The organism is Pseudonocardia sp. ICBG601 (genome assembly GCF_020496245.1).
The window spans coordinates 304,490-327,001 of the sequence record NZ_JAHLJA010000152.1; the positions used below are offsets into that span (position 1 = coordinate 304,490).

The following is a 22,512-nucleotide window of genomic DNA, read 5'->3' on the forward strand; positions in this document are numbered from 1 at the left end:
GTGCCCGACTTCTCGACGCTGTCCCACCTGGAGTGCTCCCGTACCGGCGAGGTCCTCGACGCCGACACCGTGCAGGGCACCTCGGCCTCCGGCGCCCCGCTGCTCGCCCGCTACGACCTGGACCGCGCCCGTGCCCTGGTGACCCCGGCGGACATCGCCACCCGCCCGCCGGACCTGTGGCGCTACCACGAGGTCCTGCCCGTGCGGGACCCCGCGCACGTGGTGACGATGGGCGAGGGCATGACCCCGCTGCTGCCGCTCCCCCGCGCCGGCGCCCGCCTCGGGCTGCCCGGCCTGCTGATGAAGGACGAGGGGCTGGTCCCGACCGGGGCGTTCAAGGCCCGCGGCGCCGCGGTGGGCGTCTCCCGCGCGGCCGAGCTCGGCGTCCGGGCGGTCGCGATGCCCACCAACGGCAACGCCGGCGCCGCCTGGGCCTGCTACGCCGCACGCGCCGGGCTCGGTGCGCTGATCGCGATGCCGGTCGACGCCCCGGAGATCACCCGCCGCGAGGTCGTCGTCTCCGGCGGGGAGCTGTACCTGGTCGACGGCCTGATCGGCGACGCCGGGAGGCTCGTCGCCGACGCCGTCGCCCGTCGCAACTCCGGCAAGGCGGGCTACCAGGACACCTCGACGCTGCGCGAGCCCTACCGCATCGAGGGCAAGAAGACGATGGGCTACGAGATCGTCGAGCAGCTCGGCTGGCGCTGCCCGGACGTCATCCTCTACCCCACCGGCGGCGGCGTCGGGATCATCGCGATCCACAAGGCACTGGCCGAGATGCGGGAGCTCGGCTGGATCTCCGGTCCGCTGCCCCGGCTCGTCGCGGTGCAGGCCACCGGGTGCGCGCCGATCGTCGACGCGTTCGAGGCCGGCCTGCGCGAGTCGACGGCCCCGGCCGACCCGCACACGGTGGCGTTCGGGATCACCGTGCCCAAGGCGCTGGGCGACTTCCTCGTCCTCGACGCCGTGTACGACACCGGCGGGACCGCCGTCGCGGTCTCCGACGACGAGCTGCTCGCCGCCGAGCACGCCCTCGCCCGCGACGAGGGCACCTGGATCTGCCCGGAGGGCGCGGCCTGCGTCGCCGCGGCGGGCCGGCTGCGGGAGTCGGGCTGGCTCGACGGGTCGGAGACGGTCGTCGTACTGAACACCGGCAGCGGGCTGATCTACCCCGACACCGTGACCGCCGACGCGCCGGTGCTGGCGAAGGACGGGCGCATCCCGTGACCCACGGCGACCTCGTCGTGATCACCGGTAGCCTGCGCACGTGTCACTCCTGCGACCCGGATCCGAGCCGTCCCCCGCGCCGCTCTCGCGGTACTGGCGGACCTACGTGGCCGAGTGCACCGAGCAGGTGCAGCGCTTCCACCGGATCACCACGGTGATCTCGGCGATGCAGGTGCGGACGTGGCTCACCGAGATCGGCAAGCGGCTGGACTCCGAGCTGGAGGCGGTGCAGCGCCTGGCCGCCGTCGGCGACTCGATCGAGCCGGCCCGGTTCCGGCTCACCGAGCCGCCGGCGAAGCGGATCGCCGCCCGGCTGAACAAGGCCAAGGCGTCGCTGAAGCAGTCGGTCGACCAGGCCGCGGAGATCGCCGAGCAGGCGGTGCTGGACCCGACCCACGACGACGTCCGGGTGCACCTCAAGGTCCTCAACGAGCAGGTCGGGCGGCTCGCGATCGCCGCCCCGATGGAGGACGAGCCCGCCGACCGCCCGCGTCGCCGCCGGTGGGGCCGCACGGCGTCCTAGACCTCCGTGTCCGGCCCCGTGTCCCGGCCCTGCGTCGGCGCGCGGGTGTCCGCGGGCGCCCGCACACTCGGGTGATGGACATCGAGGCCCTGCACCCGGTCGGCGCCCGCGTCACCGGGGCGTCCCTGCCCGACCTCGACCCGGACGCGCTCGGGGCGCTGCTCGCCGAGCACGGCGTCCTCGTCCTGCCCGGCCAGGACGACGTCGGCGACGACGACTTCCTCGCCTTCCTGCGCGGCCTCGGCCCGCTGGCGTTCACCACCGGTGAGACGCCGCTGGAGACCCACCCGGACCTCAACGTGATCTCCAACGTCGGCCGCGACACCCCGCCACGCAGCTCGTTCCACGTCGACACCAGCTACGTCGCGGCCCCGCCCGCCTACACCGCGCTGCGGGCGGTGACCGTCCCCGCCCGGGGCGGCGCGACGCAGTTCTCCAACCAGTACCGCGCCTACGAGACGCTCCCGGAGCCGCTGCGGAACCGGCTCGACGGCCGCAGCATCCGCCACGTCGTCACCGGGCTGTCCCCCGACGACGCCGGTACCGAGACCGAGGCCTGGCACCCGGTGTTCCGCCCGCACCCGCGCACCGGCCGGACCGCGCTCTACCTGTCGACCGCGGCCCGCTGCGCCGAGGTCGTCGGGATGGACGCCGAGGAGTCCGCGGCGACCGTGCGGGAGCTGCTCGGACACTCGACCCGGCCGGACAACGTGCTGGACCACCGGTGGGCACCGGGCGACGTCGTGATCTGGGACAACGCCTGCGTGCTGCACCGCGCCGACCACGCGGGCGTCGTCGGGGACCGGGTCATGCACCGCGGCATGGTGCGCGAGCACGTCCGCCCCCGCGCCGCCCTCTGAGCCTCCGTCGCACCCCGGACGCGGTCGCCGCACCCGCCGCGGAGGGTGCGCGGGCCACCTCCGGGGTGCGACGGCGCGCCCGACCGGCGGGGGCCCCGGCGGCGGGAGCCCCGGCGGCGGGAGCCGGATCAGCGGTCGGGGCCGGGCGGGGCGGTGGTGCGGGCGGCGGCCCGGGTGACGGCCTCGGCGAACAGGTCGGCGACGCCGATCCCCGCGGCCTCGGCCATCGTGACGACCACCGAGGTGCGGGCGAACGAGCAGTACAGCCCGGCCTCCAGGAACCAGGGCCGGCCGTCCGGGTCGATGCGGAAGTCGAACAGCCCGTAGTCGCGGCAGCCCAGGGCGCGGAACGCCGCGCGGGCGGCGTCCTGCACCGGCCCGGTGACCGGGTCGCCGGCGTCGACGATCCAGGACCGGGCGTCCTTCGCGACCAGGCGCAGGTCGCCGTCGCCGGTGCGGGCGAGCTTGTCGTCGGCGAGGCGGACCGGCTTGTCGACCGCGTCCATCCGGTACTCCTCCAGCGGCAGGCCGACCAGCTCGCCGTCGCGCTCCACCACCGCGCACCGGACCTCGCGGCCCAGCGGCACGAACTCCTCGACCAGGGCGCGGTCGCCGTGGACCAGGGCGTCCTTCAGCGCGACCTCGAACCCGTCCGGGTCGTGGACGAGGGTGACGCCGACCGAGTTGTCGGTGTCCACCGGCTTGACGACGGCGGGTGGCCGGACCGTCGGCACCTGCCCGGCGCGCACCGTCTCCCCCGCCGGGACGGCGACCCCACCCTCGGCGACGACGGCGCGGGCCAGGGCCTTGTCCGCGCCCAGCGCCATGACCTCCGGGGTGTTGCCGACGTAGCCGATCCCGAGCAGCTCGAACAACGCCCGGTGGTGGGTCATCCCGGGCCGGCAGAACATCTGCGGCACCATCACGTCCACCTCCGCCCGGGCGATCTCGGCGACCGCCTCGGGGAGGGTCCGCAGCGGCGCGGCGGCGATCTGCTCCGGGTCGAGCCCGGCCGGGAACCGCCAGCCGTCGGGCGTCACGTACGCGACCACGAACTCGTAGCGCGCCGGGTCGGCGGTCGCGGCGAGGCAGTCCGCGGCGTAGAGCCGGGACAGGTCGCAGAAGAACGCGTCGACGCCCGAGCCGACGAGGTGCAGGACACGCAGCACGGTTCAGTCCCCCGCCGGTTCGACGAGCTTGCCGATGTTCACGTCGACGGTCACCCACGGCCGTCCGCGCAGCAGGTTGCCCAGCAGCAGCGAGGCGATCTGCAGGTGCGGGACCAGCAGGAACGGCAGCGGGTCGTGCACGTCGAGCAGCGCCTCCCGCCCGTCGCGCACGATCCGCAGCCGCTCCCGCCACGACCCGGGGTCGCCGAGGAGCCGGCCCAGCTCGTGGTGCAGCCAGTAGGTCGGCCGGGTCCCCGGTGCCGGCACGAGCGTGTCGGCCCCGGCGTCGAGGTAGGCCGCGGCGACGCCCGGGTGGTCGTGGAACAGGGTGATCGCGGAGTGGGTGCGCGGGTTGCACTCGATGGCCAGCACCCGGCCGTCGGGCGCCTCGATGACGTCGAACGACAGCTGTCCGGTCACCCCCAGCTCGCCGCAGAACCGCCGTACCCAGTCCTCGATCGCCGGGTGGTCGACGTGGTCGTAGTTGAGCAGGAAGCTCGACGACGGGCAGCAGCAGTACAGGCGCACCTCGCCGTCGCGGACGGTGGCGTGGGTGCAGTACTCGGTGCCCTCGACGAACTCCTGCAGGATCCACGGGTTGTCCGGTGAGATCGGCAGCGTCGCCACGAACGCCGCGGTCTCGGCGCGGGTCGGGCGCGGCAGCCGGGTCAGGTCGCGGCGGCGCACCGGGTCGTAGCGCAGCGACTTCAGGATCCAGGTCCGCCCGGGCGTGGCGGCGAAGTCGTGGTCGAGGACCTGCGCCGGGTCGGTGATGCGCCGCGCCGCGGGCACCGGCAGACCGAACCCGGCGGCGGTCGCGGTGAACCGGTGCTTGTCGTCGAGCATCGCGACGACGTCGGCGTCGGGGTGCACGACCGAGCAGAACGGCTCGAGCAGCCGCTTGGCGTCGGCGTCGTACCAGCTCGCGACGGGGCTGCACACCGGCACGTACACGTCGGCGCCCTCCCGCCGGGCGATGTCGGCGAGCGCGTGGGCGTAGCCCGGCGCGTCCGGGGCGGGGACGACGTGGAACGCGTCGACCGCCCGGGAGAACCGGTGCCCGGTGAAGCGGTAGCGGGCCTGCTCGACGAGTACGACCCGGTGCCCGGCCCGGTGGAAGGCCCGTGCCAGCTCCAGCGCCTTGGTCATCTTCCCGCCGCTGAGCAGCACGGTCAGCGGCCGGTGCGGCCGGGCCCGCTCACGGCGGCGCAGGAGCCCGGCCAGCGCGGCGACGCCTGTGATCGCCAGGTCGGCAGGCAGGGCGGCGGTGAGCAGGGCGAGGGTGCCCGCGGTGCGGACCCGGGTCGCCGCCGTGCCCTCACGCGGGGTGCCGTCGCGGCCGGTGCCCAGCGCACGCCCGGCGAGCCCGGCGGCGGCGAGCGCGACGACGCCCGTGCCGAGCCGGGCCGGGGCGAGCCGCGCCGGGGCCGGGCCCGACGAACGGGCCCGGCCCCTCATGGCGGTGGTGCGGCTCATGCGGACCGTCGGATCAGGGTCAGTCCGTCGCGCAGCGGCACCAGCACCTGCTCCACGCGGGGGTCGTCGGTGATCCGGCGGTTGAACGCGGCGATGGCGTCGCCGTTGGGTGTGCGCTCGCCGGTCCAGGGCTGCCCCTGCATCAGGGTGTTGTCCACGCACACCACCCCGCCCGGGGCGAGCAGGCCGCCCTCGAGGACGGTGTCGAGGTACCCGGCGTAGCCGGCCTTGTCGGCGTCGACGAACACCAGGTCGAACGCGGTGCCCCGCAGCCGTTCCAGGGTGTCCGCGGCCGGGCCGACCTCGACCCGGATCCGGCGTCCCGCCGGGGACGCGGCGAAGCAGTCCCGCGCGAACGCCGCCACGTCGGCGTCGAGCTCGCAGGCGACCAGCTCGCCATCGTCGGGCAGGGCCTCGGCCATCGCGAGCGCCGAGTAGCCGGTGAACATGCCGACCTCGAGGACCCGCCGGGCGCCGGTCATGGCGACGAGGAACGCGAGGAACCGGCCCTCGACGTGCCCGGACAGCATCTCCTGCTCCAGGGTCCCGGTCCACGCCGCGGACCGGGTGCGCGCCTCCAGCTCGACCAGCGCCGACGACGCCGGCGAGGTGTGCTCGTCGAGGTAGGGGTCCAGGCCCGCGGCCAGGTCCCGGGCCCGGACGAGGTCGGCGTCGGCGCCCGCGCCGGCGCGGGTGACGAGGTCGTCGAGCAGCTCGGCGAGGATCGTCGTCGGTGTGACCGGGCGGGCGGGCCGGGTCGGTGCGCCGGTCACTTCAGCGACCACATGTCCACCCCGCCCGCCGCCGTCGGCAGGTCGGCGACGACCTCCTTGTGCGCGGCCAGGGCCGCGGTCAGCTCCGCGGGGGTGGCGTCGTTGACGAAGTGGCAGGTGCCGATGGGCTTCGGCACCGCCGCGCGCAGCAGCCCGGCCCGGGTCTGGGTGATCGACTCGGTGGCCTCGGTCAGCAGCTCCGGGGTGAGGTACGGGCTGTCGACGGTGAGCCCGAGTCCGCTGAACAGCCGGTGGACGCGGTCCCGCTCGCCGGTGGAGATGTAGCCGCGCCGCTCGGCGAGGGTCGCGGAGAACGCCATGTCGACGCTGATCGCGTGCCCGTGCAGCATCGGGGTCTCCGGGGCCAGCTCCAGGGTCGGGCTCCAGGTGTGGCCGAAGGCGATGACCCGGTCGAGGTCGAGCTCGTGCAGGTTGCGGTGCTCCAGCTCGAGCATGGTGCGGACGGCGTCGTAGGTGGCGCGGTGGGAGATCTCCCGCAGCTCCGGTGTGCCGTCCCGGTGGCCGAACCCGGTGGTGAGCAGGTCCTCGCCGTACTTCTCCAGCAGGTCGAACAGGTCCGCGTTCGCCACCGTCGCGATCTTGATCATCTCGGCGACGCCGTTGCGGACCTGCGCCTCGGGCAGCGTCGCGAGGAACGAGAAGTCCAGCAGCACGTCGTGCGAGGCGTGGAAGGCTCCGAGCCGGTTCTTGTGCTTCCCGTGGTTGACCGCGACCTTCATCGCGACGCTGGCGTCGATCAGGCCGATCAGCGTGGTGGGGATGCGGATGTAGGGCGTGCCGCGCTTGTAGGACGCGCAGGCGAACCCGGCGACGTCGGTGGTCAGCCCACCCCCGACGACGAGTGGCGGCTCGGTGCGGTTCAGCCCGAACTCGGCGAACGCGTCGACGATCCTCTCCAGCGTCCGCAGGCTCTTCGCGGTCTCGGCGATCGTCAGCGGGACCGTGGTCAGCGCGATGCCGTGGTGGTCGAAGTAGGCGCGGATGCGGTCGCCGTAGAGCTCGTGCACCGCCTCGTCGACGACCATCAGGCAGCGGCCCTTGTCCCGGTACAGGTCCGCGACGTGCGGGTTCTCCGGTGCGAAGGCGCCGTCGACGTAGGAGAGGGTGAACTCGATCCGTTCCCAGCTCTCCACACGGAACGCGGTGTCGGTCGTGGTCAGCACGGCCTGGGGATTGCTCATGTCCTCTGGTCTCCGATCAGGTCGATCCGGGGCGGGGCATGGGGTTCGTGGGCACGCCCGTGCCGGGCCCGGTCGGTGCGACCGGGCCCGTCGGGGCCGTGCGAGGGGTGCGGCCGGGCGTCAGCGGGTGACGTCGGCGAGCAGCGCGCCGTCGTCGAGCGACTCGACGCGCTCGGTGGCCTGCGAGAAGTCGTGACCCGCGGTGTTGGCGTTCGGGAAGGCGACGACGCGCACACCCGCACCGGTCGCCGAGGCGACGCCACCGACGTTGTCCTCGATGGCGACCACGCTGTCGGCGGTCTCGCCGAGCGCGGCGATCGCGTGCGTGTACGCCGCCGGGTCGGGCTTGGGTGCGGACACGATCGCGCGGTCGATGAGCAGCGCGAAGTCCGTGCGCGTCACGTCCGGTCCGAGCGCGTCGAGGACGGCGTCGACGTTGTCGCGGGAGGTCGTCGTGACCAGCCCGACGGTGACCCCGCGGCCGTGCGCGGCCTTGATGGTCTCGCGGACGCCGGGGCGCGGGGTCGCGCCGGACTCCCGCAGCCTCTTCCGGAAGACCTCGGACTTGGTGGCGTGCACGGCGTCGGCGTCGACGGTCTCACCGGTGGACGCGGCGTGCTCGGCGATGCGCTGGGCGCCGCCGTTGGACTCCAGCATGGCGAGGTAGTCGTCGCGGTCCCAGTGCCAGTCGAGGCCGTGCTGGGAGAAGGCCTCGTTGAACGCCTCGCGCTGCAGCTCGGAGGTGTCGACGAGGGTGGAGATGGAGCCGAACAGGATCGCGGGCACGGGGGTGCTCCTTCGCGGTCGGGGCATGCCGGCGCACGCCCCGCCGCGGGTGGCGGCGGCGGGGCGGGATGCGCGTACGGACGCTCGTGGGAGACGCCGATCCTGCTGCGTGTGGACACGCCGGGACCGACCGGTTCGCGGTGGCGGCCGCTCTCTGGACCGCCTCCTCCCAGTATCGAGGGGCCCCCGTGTTCGGCAACTCGAACTCGGGTGGCCGACCCTCAGAAGGGTCGGCCACCCGCGATCGCGACACGCTCGGCGACCCGGGTGTGCGGGTGGTAGTCGCCGACGGCGTAGTGCTGGGTCGCCCGGTTGTCCCAGAACGCGAGCGTCCCCTCGGACCAGCGGTAGCGGATCTGGAACTCGGGCACGTGGGCCTGGGCGAACAGGTGCCGCAGCAGCACGTCGGACTCCTCGCGCGGCAGCCCGACGATCGCCGTCGTGAACGAGGCGTTCACGAACAGCGTGCGCCGCCCGGTCTCCGGGTGGGTCCGGACGACCGGGTGGGTCACCGGCGGGAACAGCTCGTGGCCGCGGGCCAGCCGCTCCGGGTCCAGGAACCGGGCGAAGCCGGGCACCATGTCGTGCACCGCGACGGCGTCGTCGATGCGCGCCTTCACCTCGTCGGTGAGGTTGTCGTAGGCGACGGCCATGTCGGCCCACATCGTGTCCCCGCCGAACGGCGGCGTCTGCACCATCCGCAGCATGGCGCCCATCGCCGGAGCGGTGCGGAACGTGGTGTCGGCGTGCCAGATGTTCTCGTAGGTGCGCTTCCCGGTGCCGAAGCGGACGACGTCGGCGGAGTCGCCGGTGTCGAGCATCGGGTTGGTCTCCAGGTCGCCCCAGAGCAGCGCGAGCTCACGCTGCCGCTCGCTCGTCAGGTGCTGGTCGGGGAAGAACAGCACCTTCCACTCCAGTAGTGCCCGGTGCAGCTCGGCGCGGAGGGGCTCGCCGACGCGTTCACGCAGGTCGATGCCGGTGATCTCGGCACCGAGGGTGCGTCCGAGCGGGGTGAGCGTGAACGCCTCGAAGTGCCCGCCACATCGGTCCGCCCCGTCCCCCGGCAGGCGGGCGAGCAGGCGCTCGCCCTCCAGGAGGTCGATGGCGGGCGTGCTGCGGGGCCGGGAGACCGGCGCGTCGAGGGGGATCGTCACGTCCGCGATAGTGCGTGCGCCGTTCGGCGGTCGACAACCAGGTGTCCACTGCGCGGTGACCTGTCCGGTCAACTCCGGCGCGCGCCGCCCCGGACCCACTCCAGCGCGGCGTGCCCGGCGGGGGTGAGGGCGGAGGTCAGCTCGCGGACCTCGGTGTCGGACAGCGGGAACCGCACCTCCTCCCGGACCGACGCCCACACCGACGCCGCCAGGTCCGCCGGGCCGACCGCCGTCACCAGCAGCGGCACCACCCGCCGGTACTCCGAGCGCACCAGCGCGTCCAGCGCGGTCGCGGCGACCGAGACGTCGAAGTCCAGGTCCCCGGCGTCGGTGGAGTCGGCGAGGTCCAGGCTGCGCCGCTCCGCGATGATCCCGAGCAGCACCGGGTGCAGGCGCGGGTGGTCGCCCAGCACGCGGTCGGGGTCGACGTCCCACTCCCCCGGCACGCCCAGGTCGAGGGCGCGGGCGCAGAACTCGCGGTGGAACATGTTCAGCGCGAGCAGCCGCAGCACCAGCTCGCCGCGCTCGTACTCGGAGCCGGCGGCGGCCAGTCCGGCCCGGGTGAGGATCGACCAGGCCCAGGCCGCCCACTCGGGCTCGGAGCCGTCGTAGCAGAGGTCGAAGACGCTCGTCGCGACCTCGTGGAGGTCGCCGAGGACCTCAGCGGCGTCGGGGGCTTCGAGGAGGTCGTCCCACATGTCGGTCATCACCGACGGTTCTACACGCGTGCCGCGGTTGGCCCGGCGGGCACGGGGTACCACCGGCGCAGCACTCCCACTTCCGCGACGGACCGGGCGGCGCGGGCGTGCCGGCGCCGGCTGCTCGAAACCGTCGGTCCCGACAGGCAGGATGGACCCATGACGACCACCGAGTCCGCCCCGAACTCGCGACCGTCCGGTCTCGACCTCAGCTGGGTCGACCCGGACGTCCGCCCCCAGGACGACCTGTTCGCCCACGTGAACGGCCGGTGGCTGGCGACCCACGAGATCCCCGACGACCGCTCGCAGGACGGTGCCTTCCGCGTCCTGCGCGACCGGGCCGAGGACCAGGTCCACGAGATCGTCGAGGAGTGCGCCTCGTCGTCGGAGACCGGCACCGAGGCACGCAAGATCGGGGACCTGTACCGGTCCTTCATGGACGTCGAGCGGGCCGAGGAGCTCGGCATCGCGCCGCTGCGCCCGCTGCTCGACGAGGTGTACGCCGCCACCGACCGGGCCGCGCTCGCGACCGTGCTCGGCCGGCGCCAGCGCGAGGGCCGCGCCGCGCTGTTCGGCGAGTTCATCGCGACCGACCTCAAGGACTCCTCCCGCTACCTGGTGAACCTCAACCAGGCCGGGCTGGGTCTGCCCGACGAGTCGTACTACGGCTCCGAGGGCGACCCGGAGATCCGTTCCAAGTACGTCGAGCACCTGCGGCGCCTCGCCGAGCTGGTCGGCCTCGCCGAGCCGGAGCGCGTCGCCGAGCAGGTCATGGACCTGGAGACCGCGCTCGCCGACGCGTCCTGGGACCGGGTCCTCAACCGCGACGCCGAGAAGACCTACACCCTGATGACCCGCGAGGAGCTGCGCACCGCGGCCCCGGGCTTCGACTGGGCCGAGTGGGAGTCCGCGCTGGGGGTGCCCGCGCACGCCTACGACGAGGTGATCGTCCGCCAGCCGAGCTTCGTCACCGCGGCCGGTGAGCTGTGGGCCGGGCGCCCGCTGGAGCAGTGGCAGGCGTGGCTGGCGCTGACCGTCGCCGGGTCGTGCGCGGAGTTCCTGTCCGCCGACCTGGTCGAGGCCGACTTCGACTTCTTCGGCCGCACCCTGTCCGGCACCCCGGAGCTGCGCGAGCGCTGGAAGCGCGGGGTGTCGCTGGTGGAGGGCGCGCTCGGCGAGGCCGTCGCGAAGATCTACGTCGAGCGGCACTTCCCGCCGCGGGCCAAGGAGCGCATCACCGAGCTGGTCGACAACATCGTCGAGGCCTACCGCCGGTCGATATCCACCCTGGACTGGATGAGCCCGGCCACCCGGGAGCGGGCGCTGGACAAGCTCGGCAAGTTCACCCCGAAGGTCGGCTACCCGGACGCCTGGAAGGACTACTCCGACCTGCAGATCGACCCGGCCGACCTGCTCGGCAACGCGGGCCGGGCCGCCCAGTGGCGTCACGACTTCGAGTACGCCAAGCTCGGCGGCCCCGTCGACCACGGCGAGTGGCTGATGACCCCGCAGACGGTCAACGCCTACTACCACCCGCGGCTCAACGAGATCGTGTTCCCGGCCGCGATCCTGCAGCCGCCGTTCTTCGACGCCGACGCCGACGACGCCGCGAACTACGGCGGCATCGGCGCGGTCATCGGGCACGAGATCGGGCACGGCTTCGACGACCAGGGCTCCCGCTACGACGGCGACGGCAACCTCACCGACTGGTGGGAGTCCGCCGACCGGACCGAGTTCGAGTCCCGCGCGCAGATGCTGATCGACCAGTACGACGGCCTGTCCCCCGCCGGCCTGCCCGACCACAAGGTCAACGGCTCGCTGACGGTCGGCGAGAACATCGGTGACCTGGGCGGCCTGACGATCTCGCTGAAGGCCTACGGGATCGCGCACGAGGGCTCCGAGCCGCCGGTGATCGACGACCTGACCGGCGAGCAGCGGGTGCTGTTCGGCTGGGCGCAGGTGTGGCGGGCGGTGACCCGCGACGCCGAGGCGATCCGGCGGCTCACCACCGACCCGCACTCGCCGCCGGACCTGCGGTGCAACGCGGTCGTGACGAACCTCGACACGTTCCACGAGGCGTTCGGGGTGACCGAGGACGACGGGCTCTACACCGACCCGGACCGACGCGTCCGGATCTGGTGAGGTGTCCCCCGCGCCGGGTTGACCGGCCGGCGCGGGGGTATCCGCTCCCATGACGCAGAAGTTCGCCAAGGGCACGTGGGTCGCATGGAACTGGGGCAACGGCACCCCGACCGGCAAGGTCGTGGACCACTCCACCGACCGCATCGAGAAGACCATCGACGGGTCGAAGCAGTCCCGCAACGGGACCGAGGACAACCCGGCCTACGTGCTGGAGCAGGAGGACGGCCAGACCGTCCTCAAGCTCCACTCGGAGCTGAAGAAGGCGTGACCGGCGGGGTCGGTCCCCGGGGGCCGTCCGCCGGTGCCTCGACCAGCGCCCGCCGGAACCAGGTCACGTCGCGCCACGCGCCGTGCTTCCAGCCGACCCCGCGGAACGTCCCGACCTCGCTGAACCCCAGGGCGCGGTGCAGCGCCGCGCTCGCCTCGTTCGGCACGGTCATCCCGGCCACGGCGACGACCATGCCGCGCGCGACGAGCTCGGCGAACAGGGCCTCGTACAGCGCCCGGCCCAGCCCCCGCCCGCGCGCCGACGCGGCCAGGTAGACCGAGACCTCGCACGTCCACGCGTAGGCCTCGCGGGACTTCCACGGGCCGCCGTAGGCGTAGCCGAGCACCTCGCCGCCGGGGCCGACGGCGACCAGCCAGGCGTGCCGTTCCCGGGCGGCGGCGATCCGCTCGGCCATCTCCACCGGGCCCGGCGGCTCGGCCTCGAAGCTGATCGCGGTGTCCCGGACGTAGGGGGCGTAGACGGCGGCGCAGGCGTCGGCGTCCTCGGCGGTCGCCGGGCGGATGACGGGTCGGTTCGGCACGGTTCACAGCGAATCACGGTGCACCGGTCGCGTCGGAGGGTGAGGATCGACGCGTGCTCCTGTCGATCGTGCTCGGACTGCTCTTCGGCCTCGCCGGCACGTCGACGTCGGGGGTGACGGTCGCGTTGCCGCTGCTCGCCGACGGGCTCGGCGTCGACACCGCGGTCGCGACCTGGATGGTGAGCGGGTACGCGGTCGCGCTGGCCGTCGCGACGCCGGTGCACGGACGGCTCGCCGACGCCGTCGGCATCCGGGTGCCGCTGTGCGTCGGGGTGGGCCTGCTCGGGCTGGGGGCGCTCGCCGCGGCGACCGCGCCGAGCTTCGGCGTGCTGATGGCCGCCCGGATCGTGCAGGGGCTCGGCGCGGCGTCGGTCCCGGTGCTCGCCTCGGCGCTGCTGTCCGCCAGGACCCCGCCGGAACGACGCGGCGGCGTGCTCGGGCGGCTGGCCGGGATCTCGGCCGCACTGTCCGCGCTCGGCCCGCTGATCGGCGGGGCGCTGACGACCGTGGGCGGCTGGCGGGCCGCGGTCGCGCTGCCCGTGCTGGCGCTGCTCGCGGTCCCCTACCTGTGGCGGCACTCGGTGGTCCGCGGCGACGGCGCCCGGGTGGACCTGGTGGGTGCGGTGATCGTCGCGACGGCGGTGACCGGGCTGGTGCTGCTGGTGCAGTCGCCCAGCGCGGGTGCGGTCGCGGCCGTCGCCGGTGGCGTGCTGCTCGCGGTCGGCGTCCCGCTGACGGCGCTGTGGGTGCGGGCCCGGCCCGACGGGTTCCTGCCGCGCGGGGTGGTCGGCAACGCGACGGTGGTGCGCAGCTCGCTGTGCGCCTCCGCGGTGCCCGCCAGCTGGTTCGCCCTGCTACTGGGCATCCCGCTGGAGCTCGCCGAGCGCGGCTGGAGCCCGCTGGCCACCGGGCTGGTGCTGGTGCCGTCGGCGGTGGTGGCGCTGGCGTGCCCGGCGGCGTCCGCGTTCCTGCAGGCCCGGATCGGGCCGCGGCAGACCCTGACGTGCGCGTGCGCGACGACCGTCGTCGGGCTGGTCGTGGCCGTGGCCGGGGTGGCGAGCCACCTGCCGTGGGTGCTGGCGCTCGCGCCGATGCTGGTGACGCTGGCGTTCGGCACCGGCCAGCCCGCGATGATCGCCGCCGTCGGCACCGCGGTGCCGCAGGACCGGCGCAGCGGCGCGATCGGGGTGGCGACGCTGTGCTTCCTCACCGGCGCCGGGGTCGGGGCGGCGGTGATCGGCGGGTTCGCCGCCGTCGTCGGGCTGAGCGCGGCACTCGCGCTGCTGCTGGTGCTGCCCGTCGCCGGGACCGCGGTGCAGCTGCTCGCGGGGCGCCGGCCCGGGACGGCGTGATCGTTCACCCGCGCGCCACCCCGGCGACGCCCGGGGGTCGCCGGGGCGCCCGGTCCGGCCGCGATCGTCCCCGTCCGGGTGATCACCGTGCCGGACCGGCCGGGCCCGAACGAGGAGTGTCCGTGTCCCGAACCACCGTCCGTACCGCCCTCGTCGCGACCGTCGCGGCACTCGTCGTGGGGGCGACGACCGGCGCCGCCACCCCCGCCGCGGCGGCGCCGTCCGCCGTGCCGGCTGCAGCGCCGTCCGCGGTCCCGCCGACCGCCCCGTCCGCCGCGCAGGCGCGTGAGGGCGACCTGCTCCAGGTGCGGCTGGGCGACCTGCGGCCCACCCAGCCGAACATCGGCCACGACCAGATCCACTACAAGCTGGGCCGCTACGCGGGCACCAAGGACACCGACCGCGGCAAGCCGAACAAGCGGTTCGACGACTGGTGCGAGGCCGACGGCCGGGGCGAGGCCGCCGAGGCCGGACCGGGCGCCACGCTGCGCGACCCGTCGTCGTTCCGGTGCACGGTCGCGACCGGCGCGGAGACGCCGGCGTCGCTCGCGGCGATGAAGACCGTCGTCGTCGGCCCCGGGAACGCGCTCTACCTGACCGACGGCCACCACACGACGACGTCGCTGCTGGAGACCCCCGACGGCGGACCCGACGTCCGCGTCCGGATGCGGGTGCAGGCGAACCTATCGCAGCTGACCCCGGCCGCGTTCTGGGCGCAGATGCAGGCCCGGTCCTGGGTGTGGCTGCGCACCGCCGACGGCGCCGCCATCACCCCGCAGCAGCTCCCCGACCGGATCGGGCTGGCGCTGCTGCCCGACGACCCCTACCGCGGCCTCGTGTACTTCACCCGCGACGTCGGCTACGCCCCGCCCGCCGACGCCCCGGAGTACCTGGAGTTCTTCTGGGCCTCCTGGCTGCGGACCCGGATCGACCTGGGCCGCTACGACCTGCACGACCCGGCCTCGTACCTGCGCGCGGTGGAGGACGCCTCCCGGCTCATGTCGTCGACGCCGGGCGGCACGGAGATCGCGCCCGGCCGGACCGCCGACCAGCTCGGCCGGATGGCCCGCTGGAACAACGGCAAGGCCGCCGACAAGGGCGAGTTCGGCGACCTGTCCCGCCCGATCACCGACCCGAAGCCCGGCAAGGTCGCCTACGCCGTCGACTCCCGCAACCGGGTCCCGGCCACGCCGGCGTGCACCCGCACCGTCACCGGGCCGTACACCGGCCCGCTCACCGTCGGCGCGGGCGTGCTCTGCCTGGACCGGGCGCAGGTCCGCGGACCGGTCACGGTGACCGGCGGAGCGAGCCTGGTGCTGCGCGGGTCCGACGTGACCGGTCCGGTGACCGCCACCCGGGCCCGCGTCGTCGAGGTGTGCGGGGCCCGGGTGACCGGTCCTGTCGTCGTGCGGGGCAGCACCGAGCGGTCGCGGGTCGGCGGCTGGGCCTGCACCCCGAACGAGGTGCGCGGGCCGGTCGTCGTCGGCTGAGCCGCTCAGCGGCCCGCCCGGACCGAGCGCCGCACCTCGTCGGTGTAGCGCAGGCGCAGCGCCGCGGTCCGGGCGGTCCCGACCAGCCGCGGGTCGGTGCCGGGGGTCTCCCGGGCCACGACGTCGTCGAGCCACACCCGGAAACAGCCGTGCAGCCCGCGGACCAGGCCGTCGAGCAGGCACGACGCCGGGTCCAGCGGGTCCAGCACCGTCGAGACCGCCCGGTGGCCCCGCTCGGGGTCCGGCGCCGGCTCCGGGCACACGACGAACCAGCCCTGCCGGGCCAGGACGGCCTCCTGGAGCAGGTCGAGGACCACCTCGTCCTCGGCGGTCCCGGCGAGGGTGCAGAGCACGTGCCGGGTCACCGCGAGGTCCTCGTGCCCGATCGCCTCGGCGAGCGCGACGACGTCGGGCACCGTGTGCCCGACCCGCTCCGCGACGAGCGCGGCCGAGGCCCGCAGCCAGCGCAGGGTCGCGACGGCGGCCGCGTTCGGCTCGACCGACGTCGCGATCGCGGGCGGGCCGAGCGGGTCGTCGTGCAGCAGCGCGTGGGCGACGAGGAGCTGCTCGGCCGGGGCGTCGCACCGGGGATGGACGACGGCCTGGGCGGAACGTCCGGTGAGGACGCCGTCGTCGGCGTCGAGCACCGCGTCGGTCTCGGCGCGGACGTCGGCGGCGACGGCGTCACGGAACGCCCGCCCCGGTGCCCGCGCCACGATCCGGCCCAGCAGGTGCGCGGTCTCGGCGCAGCCGTCCTCCATGACGCGCAGCAGGTCCCCGACCGGCTGGTTCGGGTGCCGCACCGCCGCGGCCAGCGCCGCCGGGTCGAGCTCGTGCGCGGCCTGGTCGGCGTAGGTGGCCCACAGGTGCGTCGACAGGGCGCTCAGCGCCTTCGCGGTGCGGCGGGCCAGGGAGTGGTCGAGGGTCTTCGGGACGCGGGCGGCCCGGTGGGCGACGGCGCCGTCGCCGGTGGGCCAGCAGGCGACGATCGTCGAGGCGACCGGGTCGTGGGCGTAGGTGGTCATGCGGCTTGGACGACGCCCGGACGGCGGCGGTTCCGCCGGACCCGCGGCCGGGCACCGGTGACCGCGCCCGACCGCCGGGTCACCGTCCCGGCCGGTCAGTAGTTCCCGACCACCCGGTCCGGCGCGACGAGCACCGCGGCGCGCCGCTGCTCGGCCATCACCCGGTCGTACTCGGCCCAGTCGTCGTGGGTCCCGCCGCAGGCGACGAACACCGCCCGCAGCAGCGCCGGGACGTCGACCCCGTCCCGCGGGTCGTCCGGCCCGATGATCTCCGAGCCGCCCTCGACGGCCGCCCAGCGCCACCCGGCCCGCCAGTGCAGCGACGTCGCGGGTCGCGCACGCAACGCCGTCAGCTTGACGGGGCCGTAGGTGACGTAGGCGGCCACCGGGGCGCCGGTGACGGGGTGGTCGAGCACACCCGCGTTGACCAGCGAGGTGTGCGGGCGGCCGTCGGCGCGGACGACCGCGACGGTGCACAGCCCGGAGTCCTCGGCGACGATCCGCCGTACCGCGTCCAGATCCATGCCGCCAGTGTGGCGGGTCAGCGCCAGCCGAGCTTCTTGGTGCAGGCGGGCCAGGCCTTCCAGCCCTGCTCGTCCTGCACCTTCTTCGCGATCTCGATCTGCTGGGCCTTGGTGGCCTGCTCGGCGCTCGGGGCGTACTGCCTGCCGCCGAACTCCTTCCAGGTCGACGGCGTGAACTGCAGGCCGCCCTTGAACCCGTTGCCGGTGTCGGCGTCCCAGTTGCCGGTGCTCTCGCAGTGCGCGAGCTTCTCCCAGGTGGCCGAGCGCTCGACCGACGGGGCCGACGAGGTCGACTCGGCCGCCGAGGCGGTCCCGACGACGCCCAGCGGGGCGGCCGCCATCGCGGCGAACGCGCTGATCCGGGCGACCTGACGGCCGGTCTCGGTGGGTTTGCGGTGTCGTCCAGCCATGGTCGTTCCTCTACCTCGGGGAGCAGGTGCCGCCCGGGCCGGGGTGCGGGGAGGGCCCGGAGCGGCGGCCACCGTAACCACGCCGAGACCATCGGTCACAACCCGTGACACCCGCCCACCGCGGAGTACGCGACGAGTGGTCGCCTGCCCGCGTTCACCGACGGAGGGAGTAACGCATACCGCGCGCGCCGTCCGCCGATCAGCCGCCGCGGGTCGGCGCGGGGACCGGTTCTCCGGTCGCGGGGACCGGGACGCGGCGGCCCAGTACGGCCGCGACGACGGCCAGCAGCGCGACGACGCCGCCGTACACCAGCGCCGTGGGGCGCAGCTCCCCCAGTGTCGCGGCGACGCCCGCGACCATCGCCGGCACCGAGAACGCCAGGTAGGCCAGTGTGTAGAGGGCGGCGAACAGCTCACCGCGCTCGTGCGGGGCGGCGAGCGTGGACAGCGTCCCGAAGGTGGCGTAGGCGGCCGCGCCGAACCCGAGCCCGGCGACGACCGCGCCGAGGGCGGCGAGCGCGAGCAGCCCGGTCAGCACCCCGGCCAGGGTGACGACGGTGCCGGCGGCCAGCAGCCCGGCCGCAGGGACGAGCAGCGTCGACGGGACGCGCCCGCGCAGCGCGAACGCCGTCACCGCGCCGGTCCCGACGAGCGCGACGACGGTGAGCCCGCCGACCAGGTGGTCGTGCACCCCGAAGACCTGCGCGACGACCGACCCCCCGAGCGACAGGTACAGCCCGCCGAGCGCCCAGCTGGCCAGCAGGATCGGCACGATCGCGACGAAGCCGGCCCGCACCCGCGGCGGCACCCCGACCCGCGGGCGCAGCGACGCGAGCGCCCCCGGCCGACGGTCGATCGTCTCCGGGATCAGCGCGACCAGCGTGGCGGCCAGGACCAGGCCGGCGATCAGCAGCGCCCAGACCAGGCGGGTCGGGGCGGGCGCGTACTCGACGAGCAGGCCGCAGCCGAGCGCACCGAGCGCCAGCCCGGCGAGCGGCGCGGTCCCGTTGACCGCACCCGCCCGGTCCGGCCGGTCACCGCGGGCGGCGAGGTCGACCAGCGTCGCGGGCAGCGTCGCCGTCGCCGCACCGGTCGCGACGCCCTGGACGACGCGCGCGACGAGCAGCCAGCCGACGCCGTCGGCCAGCAGGAACAGCACCAGGGACACGACCTCCAGCGCGATCGCACCGAGCAGCACCGGCTTGCGTCCGATGTGGTCGGACAGCGACCCGGCGACGAGCAGGGCGGCGATCAGCGCGAGGACGTAGACCGCGAACACCGTGGTCAGCGTGAACTCGGTGAACGCGAAACGCTCCTGGTAGACGACGTAGAGCGGGGACGGCGCGGACGACGCGGCGAGGAACCAGACGAACGTCGCTGCGACGACGGCGAACGCCACCGGCGGGGACAGACGGGGCACGGTGCTCCTCGGGTCGGACGGCCTTCTGAGCATCGGCAACGACCGGTCCCGGGCGGGCATTCCCCGACGCCGGCCCACCCGCGGGGGTGGGCCGGGCGGGGCGCTCAGGCCAGAGCGGCGCGCAGGGCGGCGCCCGCCTCGTCGAGCAGGGCGCGGCTGTCGTCGACCGCGGCGCCGAACTGCAGGAACCCGTGGATCATGCCCGGCGACTCGCGCAGCTCCGCCTTCACGCCCGCGGCGGTCAGCGCCGCGGCGTAGGCGGCGCCCTGGTCGCGGAGCGGGTCGAACTCCGCGGTGACGACCAGCGCGGGCGGCAGCCCGGACAGGTCGGTGGCGCGGGCCGGGGACATCCGCGGGTCGCGCAGGTCCTCCTCGCCGCTGAGGTAGTGGCCCATGAACCACTCCATCCAGGCCCGGGTCAGCAGCGGGCCCTGGGCGTTCTCCGACATCGACGGGCTCTCGTCGGCGCCGTCGACGGCCGGGTAGACCAGCAGCTGGAACCGCAGGGCGGGGCCGTGGTCGCGGGCGTGCTGGGCGACGACCGCCGACAGGTTCCCGCCCGCGGAGTCGCCGCCGACGGCGATGCGGGACGGGTCGCCGTCGAACTCCGCGGCGTGGGCGTGCACCCACTCCAGGGCGGCGACGGCGTCGTCGACGGCCGCGGGGAACCGGTGCTCGGGCGCGAGCCGGTAGTCGACCGCGACGACGACGGCGCCGGACCGGTTCGCCAGCGACCGGCACACCGGGTCGTGGCTGTCGAGGTCGCCGATCACCCAGCCGCCGCCGTGGTAGAAGACCAGGACCGGGAACGGACCCGTGCCCTCGGGCGTGTAGATGCGCACCGGTACGTCGCCGGCGCGGTCGTCGCGGACCGCCGCGACCGGCTCGGGCGGACCGGACACCGCGGCCATCTCCCGGATCATGGCCCGGTTCTGCGCGACGGTCATGGTCTCCGGCGGGTCCCCGCCCTGCTCGGCCATGAGCTTCAGGAGGGCTTCCACCTGGGGGTGCAGCGGCACGGTCGGTGCTCCTTCGACGTCGTCGTCCTGCGGGGCGGCGGGCCCCACCGGATCATCCTGCACCCGCCGGGCGCCGACGGCACGGACGACGACCGCGGCCGCGGCGAGCAGCGCCGCCAGCGCCGGCACGACGGCCGGCAGGTGCTCCAGCGCCAGCCCGCCGGCGACGGCGCCGAGCACGATCGCCGCGAGCTGACGCAGCGCCGGCCACCGCCGCCCGTCGCCGGTGGCCAGGTCGGACACGGCGCCGGTCAACGTGCCGGTCATGTAGGTCGTGGACTGCCCGAGCAGCTGCGCGACGCTGCTCTGGCCGCCCATCGCCAGCGCGGCGCCGGCGAGCAGCGGGAGCGTCGCTCCCGGGGCGAGCGGCCAGGCCACCGCGAGCGCGACGAGCACCACCAGCTCGGCGACGAGCGGGGCCGACACCGCCGTCGGCCACCGGCGCCGCAGCAGCGACCACAGCGCGACGCCGACGACGAACCCGGCCACGGCGACCGCCGGTGGCAGCAGCCGGGCCGGCTCGGCGACGGCGAGGGCGTGCCCGGCCGTCACGAGGTTTCCGGTGACGACGCCCGCGAACGCGCCGCCCAGCGCGACCACGGCCCAGACGTCCACCACCCCGGCGCACGCGGCCAGCAACGCGAGGACCACCGCACGGTTCACCGACCGATCCTCCCCCGGCGACCCGCGGGATGGGAGGCTGGTCCGGTGCAGCTGCGCGCCGGGTCGACGTCGTCGGGGTTGTTGCGTGCCCGCTACGAGGTCACCGCGGACGGCCGCGTCGTGACCGGCTGGACCGCGCGGACGCCGCAGGCGCACCGGGAGCTGGTCGTCGACGGGGCCACGTACGTGCTCGACGCGCACGGCGTCGCCCGGTTCTCCCTGGAGGGCGGGGTGCGCGCGCACCTGCGGCGCACGGTCGACCCGCGGCCGCGGACGAGCTGGACGCTGGAGGCGGGCGCGCTCGCCTACCGGATGACCGGCTCGGGACTGGGCCGCCGGTTCACCCTGGCCGACGTCGACGGCGGGACCGAGGTCGGCGCGGTGTGGCGGACGACGGGGTTGCGCCCGTCCTACGGTGCGGAGCTCCCGGACGAGGTCCCGGTGCCGGTCGGGGTGTTCGTGCTCTGGGCGGCGATGGCGATCTGGCGGGCGACGGTCACCGCGGCCGCGACGGCGGTGCGCTGACCCGGGTCCGGACGCACCGTCCCGCACACACCACGGCCCCGGGCGTCGTGGTGGGGACGCCCGGGGCCGGTGGCCGTGCGGGTGGTGCTCAGACCTCGCCGCGGTAGCCGGCGGCCTGCGCCTGCCACATCCAGCGGGCCTCCTCCAGCGCGCGGCCCAGCTCGATGAGCAGGTCCTCGGTGAGCGGGTCGGCCTTGCCGGCCTGCTCGATGCGCGGACGCAGCCGGTCGACGGCGGCGTCGACGGTCGCCGAGATGGTGAGCACGGTGTCCTGGTCGGACACGTAGCCCGCCGGGTACTCCGGCAGCCCGGTGTCGCGGCCGACGGTCCGCGCGCGGCCGTCGGGGGCGACACCGATCGCGGCGGCCCGCTCGGCGACGGTGTCACCGTGCTCGCGGGCCAGGTCGACGAGCTCGTCGAGGTGCAGGTGGACGTCGCGGAACTGCCTGCCGACGAGGTTCCAGTGCGCCTGCTTCGCGACCAGGGACAGATCGACGAGGTCGACGAGGGTCTCCTGCAGCACGCGGCCGGTGATGTCGGTGGCGCCGCTGTCGAGCGGGCTGGTGATCGGGGTGGCCATGGTGCTCACCGCTCCTTCCGATGTCGGTTCGGGACGTACCGGGAGTGCCCCGACCGTGCGGCGCCCACACCCGTACGTGATCCGTCCGACACCCGGTGAGGCGTGCCTGACCTGGGGAAAGTCCAGGCTACGAGCGCGCCGCGTGGGTCACGAGGACCGGGATCGGCGAGTCCAGGATGATCCGCTGCGCGGTGCTGCCGGTGAGCAGCTTGCCGACCGGGCTGCGCCGCTTCACCCCGACGACGAGCAGCTGCGCGTCCTCCTGCGCGGCCAGGTCGAGGATCGCCTCGGCGGGGTCGCCGCCGTCGTCGACGACCCGCACCGCGGTGGCCGGGTCGCCGTCGGCGCGCAGCCCGGCGAGCCGGGAGCCGATGGCCGAGTCCAGCGCCGCGTGGTCGTGGGTCCCGGCGCCGTCGGCGTCGAACAGCTCCTGACGCCCGGTCGCCAGCACCGTCAGCGGGGTGCCCCGCAGGCGGGACTCGCGGACCGCCAGGTCCAGGGCGGCGTCGCCCTCGGGCGTCGGGCCGTAGGCCACACAGATCGTCATGTCGCTCCCCATCAGGCGTTCGCGGACGGGACGGAGACTAACCACGCCGAACGGACATACCGGAGAAAAGTTCGTTGTGGTCACAGAGGTCGTAGAGTTTCCGATCCGGACAGTGGAGGACGGAGCGGACGTGTGCCA

General features: G+C 74.9%; 23 protein-coding genes and 1 pseudogene. 8 read left to right on the plus strand and 16 right to left on the minus strand.

The features are described 5' to 3' along the window. The 3 genes from KPL57_RS51795 (at position 1) to KPL57_RS51805 (ending at position 2,610) form a co-directional block, all read left to right on the plus strand. The gene (locus tag KPL57_RS51795; RefSeq protein ID WP_226357762.1) at positions 1-1,227 is read left to right on the plus strand and encodes a threonine synthase; all 1,227 of its coding nucleotides are present in this window, start codon (positions 1-3) and stop codon (positions 1,225-1,227) included. 40 nt (positions 1,228-1,267) lie between these two features. Beyond that, positions 1,268-1,750, plus strand: a complete 483-nt coding sequence (locus KPL57_RS51800) for a hypothetical protein (protein WP_062396040.1) — start codon at positions 1,268-1,270, stop codon at positions 1,748-1,750. 74 nt (positions 1,751-1,824) lie between these two features. Further along, a complete protein-coding gene (locus KPL57_RS51805; protein WP_226357763.1) occupies positions 1,825-2,610 on the plus strand; it encodes a TauD/TfdA family dioxygenase in 786 nt (261 codons plus the stop codon). Between the two features lie 128 nt (positions 2,611-2,738). Here the strand turns inward: KPL57_RS51805 and KPL57_RS51810 are convergent, their stop codons facing one another. The 7 genes from KPL57_RS51810 to KPL57_RS51840 form a co-directional block, all read right to left on the minus strand. After that, a complete protein-coding gene (locus KPL57_RS51810) occupies positions 2,739-3,779 on the minus strand; it encodes a D-alanine--D-alanine ligase (RefSeq protein ID WP_226357764.1) in 1,041 nt (346 codons plus the stop codon). A 3-nt stretch (positions 3,780-3,782) separates the two neighbouring features. Beyond that, complete coding sequence (locus KPL57_RS51815; protein ID WP_226357765.1) at positions 3,783-5,255, minus strand: ATP-grasp enzyme; 1,473 nt, start codon at positions 5,253-5,255, stop codon at positions 3,783-3,785. Then, positions 5,252-6,028 (minus strand): class I SAM-dependent methyltransferase, encoded by a 777-nt coding sequence (locus KPL57_RS51820; RefSeq protein WP_226357766.1) that lies wholly within the window; start codon positions 6,026-6,028, stop codon positions 5,252-5,254. Before KPL57_RS51820 ends, KPL57_RS51815 begins: the two co-directional genes overlap by 4 nt. After that, positions 6,025-7,230, minus strand: a complete 1,206-nt coding sequence (locus tag KPL57_RS51825; protein WP_226357767.1) for a sedoheptulose 7-phosphate cyclase — start codon at positions 7,228-7,230, stop codon at positions 6,025-6,027. The genes KPL57_RS51820 and KPL57_RS51825 overlap by 4 nt, the downstream gene beginning before the upstream one ends. 120 nt (positions 7,231-7,350) lie before the next feature. Continuing rightward, positions 7,351-8,016 carry an HAD family phosphatase gene (locus KPL57_RS51830; RefSeq protein ID WP_226357768.1) on the minus strand — a complete coding sequence of 222 codons (666 nt, stop codon included), beginning with the start codon at positions 8,014-8,016 and terminating at the stop codon, positions 7,351-7,353. 221 nt (positions 8,017-8,237) lie between these two features. Further along, a complete protein-coding gene (locus KPL57_RS51835) occupies positions 8,238-9,170 on the minus strand; it encodes a TauD/TfdA family dioxygenase (RefSeq protein WP_226357769.1) in 933 nt (310 codons plus the stop codon). A 68-nt stretch (positions 9,171-9,238) separates the two neighbouring features. After that, the gene (locus KPL57_RS51840; RefSeq protein ID WP_226357770.1) at positions 9,239-9,877 is read right to left on the minus strand and encodes a hypothetical protein; all 639 of its coding nucleotides are present in this window, start codon (positions 9,875-9,877) and stop codon (positions 9,239-9,241) included. 150 nt (positions 9,878-10,027) lie between these two features. Between KPL57_RS51840 and KPL57_RS51845 the strand changes: the two genes are divergently transcribed. Together KPL57_RS51845 and KPL57_RS51850 are read left to right on the plus strand one after the other, a co-directional pair. Further along, positions 10,028-12,010, plus strand: a complete 1,983-nt coding sequence (locus KPL57_RS51845; RefSeq protein WP_226357771.1) for a M13 family metallopeptidase — start codon at positions 10,028-10,030, stop codon at positions 12,008-12,010. A 49-nt stretch (positions 12,011-12,059) separates the two neighbouring features. Next, positions 12,060-12,278, plus strand: coding sequence for a DUF2945 domain-containing protein (locus tag KPL57_RS51850; RefSeq protein WP_062396049.1), 219 nt, complete (start codon positions 12,060-12,062; stop codon positions 12,276-12,278). Here KPL57_RS51850 and KPL57_RS51855 read toward each other — a convergent pair. Further along, positions 12,247-12,819 carry a GNAT family N-acetyltransferase gene (locus KPL57_RS51855; protein WP_226357772.1) on the minus strand — a complete coding sequence of 191 codons (573 nt, stop codon included), beginning with the start codon at positions 12,817-12,819 and terminating at the stop codon, positions 12,247-12,249. The two genes, KPL57_RS51850 and KPL57_RS51855, sit on opposite strands and share 32 nt — an antisense overlap. 53 nt (positions 12,820-12,872) lie before the next feature. On the opposite strand from KPL57_RS51855, the gene KPL57_RS51860 reads away from it, so the two are divergent. Together KPL57_RS51860 and KPL57_RS51865 are read left to right on the plus strand one after the other, a co-directional pair. Beyond that, positions 12,873-14,171: an MFS transporter gene (locus KPL57_RS51860; RefSeq protein WP_226357773.1), complete on the plus strand. Its 1,299-nt coding sequence runs from the start codon at positions 12,873-12,875 to the stop codon at positions 14,169-14,171. A 122-nt stretch (positions 14,172-14,293) separates the two neighbouring features. Next, on the plus strand, positions 14,294-15,661 hold the full coding sequence (locus KPL57_RS51865) for a ParB/Srx family N-terminal domain-containing protein (protein WP_226357774.1): 1,368 nt from the start codon (positions 14,294-14,296) through the stop codon (positions 15,659-15,661). 5 nt (positions 15,662-15,666) lie between these two features. Here KPL57_RS51865 and KPL57_RS51870 read toward each other — a convergent pair whose 3' ends face one another. The 6 genes and pseudogenes from KPL57_RS51870 to KPL57_RS72995 all read right to left on the minus strand — a co-directional run. Next, positions 15,667-16,686 (minus strand): hypothetical protein, encoded by a 1,020-nt coding sequence (locus KPL57_RS51870; protein ID WP_226357775.1) that lies wholly within the window; start codon positions 16,684-16,686, stop codon positions 15,667-15,669. Positions 16,687-16,781: 95 nt separating this feature from the next. Then, positions 16,782-17,210 carry a pyridoxamine 5'-phosphate oxidase family protein gene (locus KPL57_RS51875; protein ID WP_226357776.1) on the minus strand — a complete coding sequence of 143 codons (429 nt, stop codon included), beginning with the start codon at positions 17,208-17,210 and terminating at the stop codon, positions 16,782-16,784. A gap of 17 nt (positions 17,211-17,227) precedes the next feature. Then, positions 17,228-17,620 carry a transglycosylase family protein gene (locus tag KPL57_RS51880; protein WP_226357777.1) on the minus strand — a complete coding sequence of 131 codons (393 nt, stop codon included), beginning with the start codon at positions 17,618-17,620 and terminating at the stop codon, positions 17,228-17,230. A 199-nt stretch (positions 17,621-17,819) separates the two neighbouring features. Next, positions 17,820-19,040 carry an MFS transporter gene (locus KPL57_RS51885; RefSeq protein WP_226357778.1) on the minus strand — a complete coding sequence of 407 codons (1,221 nt, stop codon included), beginning with the start codon at positions 19,038-19,040 and terminating at the stop codon, positions 17,820-17,822. 104 nt (positions 19,041-19,144) lie between these two features. Beyond that, positions 19,145-20,020: an alpha/beta hydrolase gene (locus KPL57_RS72990; protein WP_374203916.1), complete on the minus strand. Its 876-nt coding sequence runs from the start codon at positions 20,018-20,020 to the stop codon at positions 19,145-19,147. 138 nt (positions 20,021-20,158) lie between these two features. Further along, a pseudogene (locus KPL57_RS72995) lies at positions 20,159-20,878 on the minus strand (DUF1275 family protein); the annotation flags it as partial. On the opposite strand from KPL57_RS72995, the gene KPL57_RS51895 reads away from it, so the two are divergent. Then, positions 20,768-21,247 (plus strand): hypothetical protein, encoded by a 480-nt coding sequence (locus KPL57_RS51895; RefSeq protein WP_226357780.1) that lies wholly within the window; start codon positions 20,768-20,770, stop codon positions 21,245-21,247. The pseudogene KPL57_RS72995 and the gene KPL57_RS51895 overlap by 111 nt on opposite strands. 88 nt (positions 21,248-21,335) lie before the next feature. Here KPL57_RS51895 and KPL57_RS51900 read toward each other — a convergent pair whose 3' ends face one another. Together KPL57_RS51900 and KPL57_RS51905 are read right to left on the minus strand one after the other, a co-directional pair. After that, positions 21,336-21,827, minus strand: a complete 492-nt coding sequence (locus KPL57_RS51900; protein ID WP_226357781.1) for a Dps family protein — start codon at positions 21,825-21,827, stop codon at positions 21,336-21,338. Positions 21,828-21,954: 127 nt separating this feature from the next. Continuing rightward, positions 21,955-22,374: a universal stress protein gene (locus KPL57_RS51905; RefSeq protein WP_226357782.1), complete on the minus strand. Its 420-nt coding sequence runs from the start codon at positions 22,372-22,374 to the stop codon at positions 21,955-21,957. Positions 22,375-22,512: the final 138 nt, after the last annotated feature.